The sequence below is a fragment of the Paenibacillus sp. 1_12 genome (assembly GCF_900114475.1).
Classification (GTDB): domain Bacteria; phylum Bacillota; class Bacilli; order Paenibacillales; family NBRC-103111; genus Paenibacillus_S.
The window spans coordinates 28609-40949 of sequence record NZ_FOTE01000034.1 but is presented as its reverse complement, the minus strand read 5'-3'; the positions used below and the strand labels follow the sequence as shown (position 1 = coordinate 40949).

The 12341-nt window shown below is 43.0% G+C and carries 10 protein-coding genes; 2 read left to right on the top strand and 8 right to left on the bottom strand.

Translation table 11 applies throughout. The features are described 5' to 3' along the window. Positions 1–260, top strand: a 260-nt coding sequence (locus BM210_RS32395; RefSeq protein WP_143101145.1) for a transposase, incomplete at its 5' end; no start/stop codon positions are given. Between the two features lie 786 nt (positions 261–1046). On the opposite strand, the gene BM210_RS32390 is transcribed toward BM210_RS32395, so the two are convergent. From BM210_RS32390 to BM210_RS32370, 5 genes are all read right to left on the bottom strand, one after another. Continuing rightward, on the bottom strand, positions 1047–1355 hold the full coding sequence (locus BM210_RS32390; RefSeq protein WP_143101144.1) for an NAD(P)-dependent oxidoreductase: 309 nt from the start codon (positions 1353–1355) through the stop codon (positions 1047–1049). Between the two features lie 14 nt (positions 1356–1369). After that, positions 1370–1672: a Rossmann-fold NAD(P)-binding domain-containing protein gene (locus BM210_RS32385; RefSeq protein WP_091176811.1), complete on the bottom strand. Its 303-nt coding sequence runs from the start codon at positions 1670–1672 to the stop codon at positions 1370–1372. 194 nt (positions 1673–1866) lie between these two features. After that, positions 1867–5598, bottom strand: coding sequence for a PKD domain-containing protein (locus BM210_RS32380; protein ID WP_177238137.1), 3732 nt, complete (start codon positions 5596–5598; stop codon positions 1867–1869). Positions 5599–5672: 74 nt separating this feature from the next. Then, positions 5673–6440, bottom strand: a complete 768-nt coding sequence (locus BM210_RS32375) for an SDR family NAD(P)-dependent oxidoreductase (protein WP_091176809.1) — start codon at positions 6438–6440, stop codon at positions 5673–5675. A 25-nt stretch (positions 6441–6465) separates the two neighbouring features. Further along, positions 6466–7638, bottom strand: a complete 1173-nt coding sequence (locus tag BM210_RS32370) for an alginate lyase family protein (RefSeq protein WP_091176808.1) — start codon at positions 7636–7638, stop codon at positions 6466–6468. Between the two features lie 207 nt (positions 7639–7845). Here BM210_RS32370 and BM210_RS32365 point away from each other — a divergent pair, with 207 nt between their 5' ends. After that, entirely contained in the window at positions 7846–8607 is a 762-nt protein-coding gene (locus tag BM210_RS32365; protein ID WP_091176807.1) for a DeoR/GlpR family DNA-binding transcription regulator, read from the top strand. Between the two features lie 397 nt (positions 8608–9004). On the opposite strand, the gene BM210_RS32360 is transcribed toward BM210_RS32365, so the two are convergent. The 3 genes from BM210_RS32360 to BM210_RS32350 all read right to left on the bottom strand — a co-directional run bounded on the left by BM210_RS32360 (position 9005) and on the right by BM210_RS32350 (position 12005). Further along, entirely contained in the window at positions 9005–9454 is a 450-nt protein-coding gene (locus BM210_RS32360) for a zinc dependent phospholipase C family protein (RefSeq protein WP_091176806.1), read from the bottom strand. A gap of 13 nt (positions 9455–9467) precedes the next feature. Beyond that, complete coding sequence (locus tag BM210_RS32355) at positions 9468–10304, bottom strand: RCC1 domain-containing protein (RefSeq protein WP_143101142.1); 837 nt, start codon at positions 10302–10304, stop codon at positions 9468–9470. An 894-nt stretch (positions 10305–11198) separates the two neighbouring features. Further along, positions 11199–12005 carry a stalk domain-containing protein gene (locus tag BM210_RS32350; protein WP_091176804.1) on the bottom strand — a complete coding sequence of 269 codons (807 nt, stop codon included), beginning with the start codon at positions 12003–12005 and terminating at the stop codon, positions 11199–11201. Positions 12006–12341: the final 336 nt, after the last annotated feature.

Below are 12341 nucleotides of genomic sequence, written 5' to 3'. Positions count from 1 at the left end.
TGGCTACCTTTTTTAAGTATCCGCCAGAGATTCGCAAACTCATTTACACGACCAACATTATTGAAAGCTACCATCGTCAGCTTCGAAAGGTGACCAAAGGAAAAAGCATCTTCCCATCGGATGAAGCTCTCTTAAAAATGCTCTATTTGGCCACCATGGATGTCACTCGAAAGTGGACAGGCCGCGTCCAAAACTGGGGGCAAATGCTGCTCCAGCTATCTGTTTTCTATCCAGATCGCATCGGCCAGCATCTGCGATGAAAATTTTTCTCCCCTGGGGGAGAAGTCTTTTAAATGAGTTTACACAAAAGATTTGACAGACCCAATAAAAAAGGACGCTCCCGCGCCTTCGCTTGGGCTATGTCCTCCTCATTATATTCCATTTCCAATTATTAAATAAAGAACATACGCGGGTAGCATGTAGTGCTTTAAAAGGTGCTTATCTTAGACTAAGCACTAAGAAAATCCTTTATTTTCTCCGAACGACAGATCAAACCACTAAATAGATTGCACGATCAGAAGCTCGTTTTTGTAGAGTTTCTAGTTTCTTATTTTCTGAATACAACTCTAGTGGTTTAGGTCAGCATGTTGATCCGGATATCTGCAAATAAAAAAAAACCCTCGGCCCTGGGCGGGTGATTAAGCTAGATGATAGTCTTCGTACTAATAGTAATGGTTTGGATAATAGCTGTGTCTTGGAGAATCGATCGACCTTGCTTAATTGACGGCTACCAATCTTGGGCTACCTAATCGAAGAATAGAGGTGATATTCCGCCTCTAATCCTCTCAAGGTGTCCAAGATTAAACAACTGCTTTTAATTGCTCCATCAAGTTGCCTTCTTCAAATCCATATACTCGTTTTAAATCGCCAGAGTAAATTTCACAAACATAAAGCCGACATGTGTCCTTCGACTTTTTGCTGTTCTTCAGATCGTTCATATTGGAGATCCATTCCCGTTGAAACGCACGAACTGCATCCATGGTGGTTGTTTGTTTTTTTGAATGACAAGAACTTAATCTCATTCCCCATCTGAAAAAATAAAAAAATCATCGTCTTATCCCTGATACAAGCAGCTCGTCCAGTGTACATAGCTCGATTCCCAATTCTTTAGCTTCCTTCTGTGTACAATAAGGTGAGTACAACCGAATGTGAGTCTCGAATGGTTTGAGAAGTCTTATGACCTCTCTGGCTACTTCGCCGTACCCGATTAGCCCCACTTGCCTTCCGAACAATCCCATGACGGTATCGTTATAAGCTCTCCAAACTCCACCCGCTAAGCTTCTGCTGTATCCCGTCAAGTTCCACGCGCCCGCTTTCATTAAGCTTACCGCATGCTCAGCTGTAGATCTTGCCAATGCTGTGTTTTCGTTTACAATGACAATGTCTTTTCAAATTGCGCCGGGTCCAAATAAGGAATTAAGCTACCTGCAGCGTGGCCGATAAATTTCAGCTTTTCCGCTCTTTCAAGAGCTTCCGATGTGAGCTTGGGTGAACCCCATGACTTTATGCACGCATCATACGGACCGATATCTCTTTGAAGATCATCATGGCTATAAGGTGTGTCTTCCTTCACCCAGTCTACTTCAGAAAGGGCTTCAAGCTGTTTACGGCATTCCTGTGAAAATATTACGCTGCGCAATTCTTTATCCCATACGGTTATTAATGTCCACACCGTTTTGCACTCTCTTGAACCCTGATTCTTCATAGCCAAACAGCCGTCACTCGCAGAACAAAAGGAACTGTTTCTGATAAGCTATTCTACCTGCATTGAGAAAAAGAACCGGCTGCTTATAGCTACCGGTCCATAGACGATTGCCCTATGATTATCCGAGTCGTCTGACCCTCATTCGGCCTTCATATGCATCCTTAATTTTGAGGGGGTTCTACGGGATAGGACTGTTCGATTTTAGGAATGATCGTGCTCTGTACCTTGGTATGCGTGGTCCCATCGGTCATAAGCAGAACCCGATCCCAATCCGCTCCGCCTTTTCTCGAGTAAACACGCAGAACATGAGTGCCTTCGCTCAATATGAACTGTGTATTGTCGTAGGCCCGCTTCCAATCGTTATCCTTGAGCGTTACCCTTGTCAGATCGGAGCTGTCAAATTGAATAAATACCGATCCGTTTGACGCAGAAGTTCCTTTGGAATACAGGTGCACCTGGTAGCTGCCCGGATGCTTCACTTTAAACTCGTATTCCACATAAGGTGTGCCATTCGGAATTTTATCCGCTGGTAATGTATCCTTCCAGGCCGGATTCAATACACTATCTTTAGTCGAATCCGGTACCTTGGAGCCGATTTTTACATATTTCCCGCTGGAGGAAGCTCCATCCTCTTCTAAAGAAATTTGTCCTTCTCCTTGGCTTGAGTTATACGTGAAATCTTCCGCTTCAAAAAGAACATAAACATCTTCATCCTCCGGATTCGCCAAATCCACGTTTAGGTAGCCATACAAGCTGCCCACCTCGATGATTTCGGAATAAACGGCTGCCTTTCCGGATGTGTCCGATACTGTAAGAGTAACAGGGAACGAACCGACTTTATTGAATAGGTGCTCCACCTTCTGTTGACTAGTACCCTCGATAACAGGTGTTTTGTCGCCAAAGTCCCATTTGTACTTCACAACCCGGTCTCCATCCTTCTCATCCGGATCAAATGATTCCGAAGCATCGAAGTGAACGGTCAAAGGTGGCCGTCCGGAGTTCACATCGGAAGTGAATTTAGCTTCTGGCGCATGGTTCGGGTCCAGGTTCTCTACAACGACCGTTTTAGAATCGATACGTCCCTTGTTATCCGTCACAGTAAGATTGACAAGATAGGTTCCGAACGCCTTTAACTCCTTAATGACGGACTTCTTATCTGATGTCGTGCCGTCACCGAAATTCCAGTTATATGTTAAATCGTCTCCCTTGCTAGCCGAAGCATCCACCTGAATGGTCCTTGTTCCCTTGTCGCGAACCCCGTAGCCGCTCTGCGCATCGACCTTGAAATCAGCTGTCGGAGCGGAGTTGGACAAGCTTTTTCCAATTCCCTGGATCGCCAATTCATAAGTGCCTGCCTGTTTCACAGGAATTTCAACCGTTAATCCTTTTGTTTCAAAAGCAGCGCCGGATTGACCGTTCAAAGATAATCCCGCTGCGGTTAACCCTTCCGGAAGCATCAAGGACAACCGGGAAGCCTTGCCCGGGTCGGTTACCTCTATGGTCCACAGGTTGGCTGCTGTCTGCAAAGCGACGGTCATCGGTGCGTCGGAACGAAGCAGATCCGTCCCCGATACCGTCAATTGACTGCCCTCGCGCATCATCACACCGGTTGTCGAGGAACCGGTCTCCCGGGCCCATGCGAATGTGCCGTCGGATTGGAGATGACCGGCAATGCTCTTCTTACCCGAACTATCCTGCAGCAAGTAGGTGTCCGTATTGCCGTTAAGCTCTACGCGAGCTGCCGTAAATTCATTGGTGCTCAGATCCTGTACTTTAGGCGCCTGTTCCTTCAAGCCTTGAGGCACCAATACAGTGAGGAATCTGGTTTTGTCGGAAGACGTTTTCGCCTCCAGATATGTATCAGGCAGATCCTCTTTAAATAAGCTCATGACACCGTTTTTTGATTGGACCGTCTGAGATGTAGGGAATATATAGGTTTCCATCTTGGCTTCGTTAAGATCATAAAAAGGAACCGTGCTCTCCAATTCCGCTTCCGGCTTCTTGGTAAGCTCTGGTGTCGCTTCCTTGGTAATCTGCCATTGGGCATGGGTCCCTTCCAGACGGAGAGCTCCCAAGCTGTGAAGGGACATGCTCCAGTCCGCCTTGCCGTTTGTCGATTGTGCCTGGTCCGCCACGACAAAATATTGCTGGCCCGGGAACGCGATCGCCCGCTTATGGCTTCCAATCACCTTGGATTCATCATCGTAATAGCTGCCCTCTTTTTGCGCAAAATCAAAGAAAGGGGTATCCATCTCATATTTGGATTCAAGCGATTGATAAGGATCGCTCTCGTTGCGTACGCTTCTTCCGTTTAACGTAATAACATTGTGCGCCTGCGGTGTTTTCAAATAGGAATTAAAAGCGCTGTACTGCCCATAGCCGGTATCTGTCGCGAAAAGCGCATTGTGGCCGTAAATATTAAAATGCAGCTGATCCTGGTGCTGATGGTTATCCGATTCGGGCGTGCCGTTGAACATAAGCCATAAGGTTTTGTCTCCGTCTGTTTCCGTTTTGGCGTTCCACTGGTTGCCGAGAATAGCATTTCCTCCGTAAGGCTGTTTCGTTACCGGGTTGATGCCCCCGTTCATAAACATGGTCCTCGACGAAGTCGGCTGTTTGGCTTGGACCGAAGCATCATAGGTTAAATATTCGTCGATGGCGATTTGATATTGGGACGTGGCTCCGGTGTAATCGGCCAAATAAATATGCGTATTCGCATAGCTCCATTGAAGCGCTTCCGACAGCTTCATTCCATTACCGTAATGCGGAGCATCGGTGTTCTTATACAATCCGGCAGCCATATGGGTCGCGTAAGGCTTCACATAGCTGTCCTCTGTATTCGGCAGCCAGCCGTTGCCCATTCGGGTCTTCACGGCCCATTCAAAGATCGGCTGAGACTTTTGGATCAATACTTCAGGAGAAACAGTCTGATCACCTTGCGTGCCGGATACGTTTCGATAATTCCACAAGAAAGGGATCAGATTTACAAGAGTAAATTGCCCGTAATGCGCCCCTTCACGAGAAATCCCATCGGTGCTGAACTGATACTCGAACACATTGTTTGTCCGCTCTATAGCAAGATTCAGCCAATATTGGGCTTCCGGTTCCTTGGATAACGTTAATGCCACCGTTCCCAAGCCAAGCGCTGGCTTCGATCTGTGGTTATGAGGCCTGGGCGGCTGCGGGGCTGCCAACCATTCCGCGATAAATTGAGCTTCCTTTTTCAAACGGCTGCGGGCCTGCTTCTCTTCTTTTTCAGTGAAAAAAGGATATAACCAGTCATAGGTGGCCGCATAATCCTGAAGGTAAGTGGCCCAATAAATATCGCCGTCATCCTTCGTGCGCTCCTCCACCGTTCCGGTATACATAAATACCGCTGCTTCTTTGGCCTTGCGGAGAATCATGTCTTTTTTGCCGGTGTTGATCGAAGGATCATCTTTAATCATTATGTAGTAAAATGCTAAAAGCTTAGCACCACGGCTGCGGTTGTTTTCATGCAATTTGGCATCAGTGTAGTCATATTGGCTGTATTGCTCCACATCCGATTGAATTTTCGCCCAAAGCTTCTCATAGTAAGAATCCTTGATATGGCGGCGCTTTTGAAAATCAGGCAGCTCGCTGTCACGGAACCAAAGGCTCGGATGTACTTCCTCGGTCGGCAGATTGGCCAGAATCAGCTTGGGATCTTTCAACTTGCCGATCAGCACGTCCATTTTTTTATCTGCATCGGAGGTTCTCGATTCGGCGGGAATCCGCGCCTGGTCAGCAATTTGCAAGCCTTGGTAGCTAGTATAATTGTAAGCGCTCACTATATTGGCGCTGCTGAAAAGCAAGCTTCCTGCAAGAAACAATGGCACCGCTGTTATAAACTTTTTCTTCGTTCTCTTGGACATTGCCATCCTCCTCTTGAATTACGATTAATTATAAGGCTGTTTAAGAGACCGGGGCTGAAACCCCGGTATGATGTTTAACGCATGTTATTGCCGCCATTGATTTCAATGGTTTCGCCTGTGACGAAAGCGCTATAGGAGGATGCATAGAACGCTACGATACCGCTGATATCTTGAGGTACGCCACTGCGTCCAAGAGGTATGCTGGCAATGGAAGCTTTTTTGCCTTCTGCAGACGTAAAGGTGGAGTGAAATTTAGTTTCTTCAATAAAGCCTGGAGCGATGCAATTTACGCGAATCGCATGTGGAGCCAATTCTTTGGCAAGACTCTTGGTCAACGATAAAACAGCACCCTTGGAAGCGGCATAAATACCGGAACCCGGTCCTCCCCCATTATGTGCGGCCAACGAGCTCATATTGATAATGGAGCCTGCGCCCTTCGCTTTCATCCCCGGAATCACAGCCTTAGTTACAAAAACGGTAGACGTCAGATTCACATCCATAATGTATTTATATAGATCATAGTCCATGTCCGCGATTGGACGGCGCTCAACCAAATTGCCTGCGTTATTAACAAGGATATCAATTCCGCTGCCGAAAGCTTTCTCGGATTGGTCGACCAGCGACTCGATTTGCTCCAGATCGGTCACATCGGCTTGAATAAGTACCGCTTCTCCGCCGGAATTGTGAATTGTATTTACGGTTTCCTCCGCACCCTCTTTGTTTCCGAGGTAATGGACGATCACCTTCGCACCGCAGCCTGCCAATTCGATGGCAACAGCGCGTCCGATACCTCCGCTGGATCCTGTAACCAACGCAACCCGATTGCTTAAATCAATTTTCATGTTCCTGTGCTCCAATCGTATAGTTTTATTTTATTAATGCAGAAACCTCAGCTAAAGGATTGCCCGGCCAAAATACCAAGGGACCCATTCTTTCTTCGCAATCCATAATTAACTTGCTTTCTCCCCGTCTTTTGATATTCAACACTGTGCATTCAGGAATGTTCAAACGCAGGGCTGCCAGCTGTATGCAAAGGTGTTCATTAGGAATCTCACCGTCAATTTGCGGCCATTTCCATAAATAAGGATTATCTAGATGAGGAAGAACAAATTGGATGGCAAGCCGAATGCCCCGACCGTCCTGTGTAGTGTAATTCCACAAATCCTCACCTCGATGATAAGCAATTTCACATAGCAGGGCCATGGCATCCAAGTTGAATAAAGTATAGTGAAAGGAACGTGTCCTATCAAGCTCTTTGGGAAGACTGCCGTCCGACTGAAGCTGTTCGGGCAGGATAACGCTTTTAAAATGGTTAATAGCGAGCTGCAGCTTCTCTTTATTGCCGGTAAAGGCCGCATAAGCAGCAACGTGAGTAGTCCACCAAACGGCGTGGTTGTTGCCGGAATTGCTTTCGGCTTTACCGATTTCGCTGGTTGTTAGCCAGTCCAGCAGGTGCGACAGCCATTCCCGCATTCCTTCAATCTCGTCGCCCCACTCCGGATATTCACCCAAAAATCCAAGTGCATGAACAATCCGGTCGATTTGCCGAAGCATGATAATTCCGGCTGCCCGCCCCGAACAAATTCCTTTTATGGCTTCACCGTACTCGATGTGAGGGTTCATCCGGGTTACGGGATCTAAAAAGAAAATGTTTAGCAGCTCCGCAGCACGACTCAGATATTGCTTTTCGTCCAAATAATAACCCGCACTGCAAAGGATCAGCAAAGCTTCGGATAATTCATCGATGGATTGCCTATGACCCATAAATCTGTCATGCCGGGTAACGCCGTCTTTTCTTATGTAGGGACCATCTGGATCGTTAGGGTTTGGCCACCAGTAGGGGGCTTCGCTGATGTAATCATGAATATCTCCACTCGGTGCAACGACCCCAAAATAGGTGACACTCCAAGGTCCCCTACGCATCGCCTGATCCGCTTTTTCCTTGAAATCACGACGAATAGTATACCAAACGCCTTCACCTTTCGTCATATTTCGTTTGATGGTTATAGGAAAATCACGATCCACAAAAATAAAGCTCATCTTTTTTCATCACCTGCCAATTCTATAGTTTAAATACTTGTTGAGCATGATGGTCTATCCCCAACTTAACACAAGACAGTTGCATAATCAAACATTTTCGGTAATAATAATACCTAAACGAACGTAAGAAGGGTTTTTCTCGATTTTTAATTCAAAAATTGTTAAACTAATGCGGTATGCTCATGTAAAGGCCAGGTGGTTGAAACTATGTTATCCGATGTAAGACATTCCAAAATTGTCGATTTCCTCAATTCCGACGGTTCCGTGAAGGTGACCCAATTGAGCAAAACCTTGCAAGTAACGGAAAAAACGATACGTGAGGACTTAGAAAAATTGGAGAAAAAAGGGATTTTGAAAAAAGTCCATGGCGGAGCCATATTACCTGAAGACACTCATTCCATGCTTCCTATTTTCAAAAGGCGCGATAGAGAGCATTCGGAAAAAGAACACATCGCTTTGAGTGCATATCAGCTTATTGAGGATGGCCAGATAGTTCTGTTAGACGCAGGATCGACTACCTTCGAGCTGGCTAAATTACTGAAGCATCGTACACTAACGGTTATTACTAACGATACCGAGATCGCTGCGGAGCTCATTGAAAGCAATACGATTGATTTGTGCATTCTTGGAGGCTTCCGGAGAAAAGGCACCTTTACTATTGCCGACCAAAATACGGTTAACATGATGAAGGATTACAATGTGGATATCGCATTTATCGGTTGTACGGGGATAGATCTTCAAAGAGGTCTGTCCATACTTAATCGCGAAGAAACTGAATTAAAAAAACAAATGATTCTGTCTTCCAAGAAAACGGTCCTTTTGGCCGACCATACAAAATTCGAACGCACAGCTTTAATATCCTTTGCCCGAGTTGAAGATGTAAATGTATTAATAACTGATAATAAAACACCAAAGACACTTCTGCAAAAAATTCAAGAAATGGGCATTCAAATAATTCAAAAGTTATAAAGGCCGCTGCAGTTGACCGCTGCAGCCTCATTCTCTATCCAACGAACATGCCCTTTAATTCTACATTCTTTAGGCTGCGAATATTTAATCGTATTGTATTTAGCATCCGTCAATATTCCGTTCGTGGTGACGAGCTTTCTATTAGCTTGGAGGTTGTATTTACCATAAGTAACAATGGCAATGATTCCTACCGACATCGATAGGGAGTGGGATAAAACAGAAAAGCCGCTATTTATGCGGCATTTAATGAGATAATGTTCTTGTCATCTAGTATCCGCTAGCTTAATTGTGTGTGGTATCAGAAGTAATTTCTTCAATGACAGCAATAGCCTTAGATTTCGATAAGTTTATGTACTCGATAATGTCATCAAAATTATATACTTCAAGTTTGCAATCCTTATTTTTTTCTATATCTCGGGAGAGCATCAATCGCCAACCAATCTTTTAGGTATCCCATATCATAATGGCAAAGTAATTTTGTATTCTTTTTTCTAAAATCTGAATACCATCTTGATAAAAAAGTCGGGTCTAAGTCTTGCTTCTGCTTCAATTCATATGGGTAATAGATATACTCCATCCACACGTTATCGGAAATTAAATGTATCAAATATCCTAATGAGTAATCATCCTTTACATCTGATAAATATGTATCAATGTATCTTTGATAGTTTACCTGCCTAGTTCTCTTGTCAACATCTCCTTCGAAATAATGAGTAATAGCTTTCCTTTCAAACGAGAAAGCAGCGTCAGGAGCAATTGAACCAATTAAAAAATCTCTCTTGTTTTTTACATCAAGGCTAGAAGCGACCATCTCACCAATTATTAAATGCATTACCCGAGAACCCATAAAATCCCTCCTTCTACCGCATTTTACCACGCAATTTAAAAATTTTACGTAGGGAAACCATGGTTGTTCCATCAACCAGAACAGGTAGTTGTTCAAATTCGAGGAGCTTTCCATTAACTGTAACGTTAATTAAGTTTTCTACAAAATCGTCACTCTCACTGCTTTTAATCCAAACAGATTCAGTCCTATACCATTTGGTTCCATCTCCCGTAAAGCCCCCACCCCAAGAAAATAAGGTTTCATCTTCTCGAATAGCCCTGGAACGAAAACCTGTACCGTGTGCCGCAATCTTTATTATTTTATGTAAACCTTTAACTTGAACGGGTACGTTGCTATCTTCATATGAACCTATTCCTAATTGCCCGCCGGAGTTGCGGCCACTCGCCCATACGGTTCCGTCTTTTTTCAAATAGAGGGGTCCACCTGCCGTAGCTTGTATGGTAACGACATCCGCAATACCTTCAACTATTTTTGGACTGTATTGCTTATGCACTGATTCACCGGCAACCTTTCCTACTCCGTTAGAACCAAAAATCCACACAGTGCCATCTTTTTTCAAAGCGTAGAAATCGTATGAGGCTGCCGCAACAGCTACGACATCATTTAAATTCTGAATTTGAATTGCTTTTCCGCGATCAAGCGTCCAAACGGTGCCGTCTTTCTTTGCTGAAATTAAGTTATTTCCGTAACCGCTTGAAATAGATATGATGTCAGAAAAATCATTGAGTTTTGAAGGAGATTTGCCCCATGCCCAGAGGGTATCATCCATTTTTATTGCAAGACTAAAACCTCCACCGACAGCGATATCCTTCCAACTACTAGAGCCAACCCCAGCATAAGCTCGGTTCAAATTTCCGAACAATGCAGAAAACAGGAAAAATACAGCTAAAATTTTATTGATAATTTCATGAGTATATGTAGTCTCCTTAATTAGGGTAATGAATTAATTATTCGTGAGGGTAGAATAAATTCCTTTTTATACAAATAGTCACTAAGCAAAACTGTCATTTAGTTTAAATTAAAACGCTGCCGCTCCTCTACCCCGACTTTCAAACATTTAGAAATTGAGAATAATCCTCCACAGAGGGAAACGATACATGTTCTTGTCACTGACTTTTGATAAGAACATATATCGTTAAAATGAAAAAAGCCGCAGATATGCGGCCTCTTAAGTTTATATGTTCTTGTCACCCGACATGTACGTTGAATCCAAACCAGTTGCATTCCGGACAACCGCAGCCGTGTGGACTGAAAATTAATGTCCAGACTGCCGGTGTTTTTAAACTAACGTTATCCGTTAACATCCGTTAGCGCAACCAACACACAAAAACAGATTCATTCTGATGGTCTATACTGCAGTCACGATTATTGACCAAGACCTCTAAGTATGTTGACCCATTCTTCTGCTTCTAGGATAAATTGATTTCTATCATGTAATTCGTCCATAAATGGCTTCGCAGCAACTAATGCCTGGAATCCACGATCATAATCTGAAATATTCTCAGCGATTTTAAGAAGCTTCCTTTTCGAACTGAAATCTAAAATTTCAACAATTGAATCGATTCCAGTATCACTTTCCGCTTGATCTCTAATTAGCCATCCTATTTCTTTTTCAAATGCCCTACCAACTAGTCTTACTCCTTTTTTTCGGTTATGTGACTTTTAGGGTAGCCATTATCCCTTTTTTCCTTGAATGAAAAAAGAAGCGATATGAAGTTTCGCTTCTTTTACCAAATCAATGGATCTAATCCAAATCAAATATTATCATTTTGCTCGATTCATTCACTTCGACTTTATATTTAATATTTAGTTTTGTCAAAACACCATTTACAGGCAATAAAAACTTTGAATTAGAACTTTTGAATAATCCAATTTCTTCATCGGGCTTGGTGGATACCTCATAAAACCTGTTTATTTCTTTATTGTGAAATTTAAAATCGATATAGGATTGACCAGCCGAAATATATTTTACCTGGGATTCTGCAAACTTTATTCCGTCATCCTTAATCGTTATGATCCCGGAAGCATAAGGATTATTCGTTGCATTAATTTTGTAATTATTATAAGCAACATTTACGATGGTATATACTGGGCTATTGCTCCAATCTGAATAGTATTCATTTTTCCTATCTTTAAATAAGTCGTATCCTCTTTCAAACATATATACTGACCCATTAATTTTTATTGCAGGTGTGAACCCTGCCTGTACATTAAATTCATTTACTTGCGATCTACTTTCACCATTCTGAATCAAATTACTAGACTGGTTTCCATCATCCATACTTAAATCGGTATATAATTCAATTTGTTGTAATTTTTCATTCCACACAACTCCTTTACCCAGTTGGTTTGCCATTTCCCTAAATGGTAGATATGTTGTTCCATTAAGAACTAAAGCTGAATCTTTAAATTGCAACACCTTACCGTCTAAGAATATGGGAAGCCCTTTTCTTAAATAAGCTTCCACTTTCTCCAACCCATCCTCAGCCATGACGGATGTTGAGATCGTCAGTAAAATCCCGATGATTATGCCTAGTACTATTTTTTTCAATTTTCCCACCCCTAATTTCGAATATTATTATTGTTTACTTTAATAGATAAGGCAACTACTTCAACCTGGTCTTCCATTCAGAACACTTCCTAAGAAACTTAATCTCGACAGAGATATAATTAATCTTTGAAATATACTAACAGCATTAACATAACTCAATATTCCATATTATCTTAAAATAGGATTAAATTCAAAAATATACATTCTATTACTCGTTCATACTTTAGTCACATATATCATAAAAAATGAGGTTTAAGCGGACTACATTAAGCTTTGGCTACAAAGATAGATTGTATTGTTGCTACAATCCAGCTAAAAAAACCGTTAATCCAACAA